At 70.0% G+C, this 1,012-nt stretch carries 1 protein-coding gene; it reads right to left on the reverse strand.

Annotated features, from left to right (window positions below):
- Positions 1 to 906, reverse strand: a 906-nt coding sequence (locus ABZZ22_RS27025; protein ID WP_354938674.1) for a M17 family metallopeptidase, incomplete at its 3' end; no start/stop codon positions are given.
- Between the last annotated feature and the right edge of the window lie 106 nt (positions 907 to 1,012).

Consider the following 1,012-nt stretch of genomic DNA (forward strand, 5'->3'; position numbering starts at 1 on the left):
TCGATGCCCTTCGCGGTGTTCACCAGGGCGAGCAGTGCGCCCCCGATGACGAAGAAGGCGATCAGCGCCAAGATGGCCGGACGGTAGGAGTCGGTAGCCGGTGGGGCCGGGGGTGAGCTCGTGGACGTCGGCGTAGGCGTCGCCGCAGGCCACGTCGATGTGGGCCCACGGGACGCCGCCGGTGAAGTGGTGCAGGAAGAGCGCGGCGGTGATGGCGCCGGGCCCGCCAGGGGCGTTGTCGGCGTCGGCGACCTTCGAGGCGAGCTTGTCCTCGTAGTCGGCGACCAGCGGCATCCGCCACAGGGTCTCGCCGGAGATGTCGGAGGCCTCGGCCAGCTGCGCGGCCAGCGCGTCGTCGTCGGCGAAGTAGCCGGCCATCGTCTGCCCGAGCGCCACTCGCATCGCTCCGGTCAGGGTGGCGATGTCGACCAAGGCGTCTGGTTTGATCTTGTCCGCTGCGTACGCCATCGCGTCACCCAGCACGAGGCGGCCCTCGGCGTCGGTGTTGGTCACCTCGGAGGTGCGGCCGCCGTAGTGGGTGATCACGTCACCGGGACGCAGAGCAGTGCCAGAGATCGCGTTCTCGGCTGCGGCGATGAGGCCGACCACCTTGACCGGGCAGCCGACCTCGGCCAGCGCAGTCATCACCGCGAGCACCACCGCGCCGCCGGTCATGTCCCGCTTCATGTTGACCATGCCGTCGCCGGGCTTGATGTTGAGACCACCGGTGTCGAAGGTGATGCCCTTGCCGACCAGCACCACCGTCGGGACCTTCCGCCCCGCTTTGGAGGGCGTGTAGTCGAGCCGGATCAACCGGGGCGGCGTGGCCGACCCTTGGCCGACCGCGGCGATGCCCCCGAAACCGTCTGCGGCGAGCTGCTCCTCGTCCCAGACGGTGATCTTCAAGCCGCTCTCGGTTCACCATCGCGGTGAGGCGGTGTCGCCCGACCTCGATCTGCCGCGCCTTGGGCAGCGACTGGTACCAGGGGTGGGCGCCGAGCAGGTCGAGCGG

Source organism: Nocardioides sp. NPDC006273 (assembly GCF_040613495.1).
Lineage (GTDB): Bacteria > Actinomycetota > Actinomycetes > Propionibacteriales > Nocardioidaceae > Nocardioides.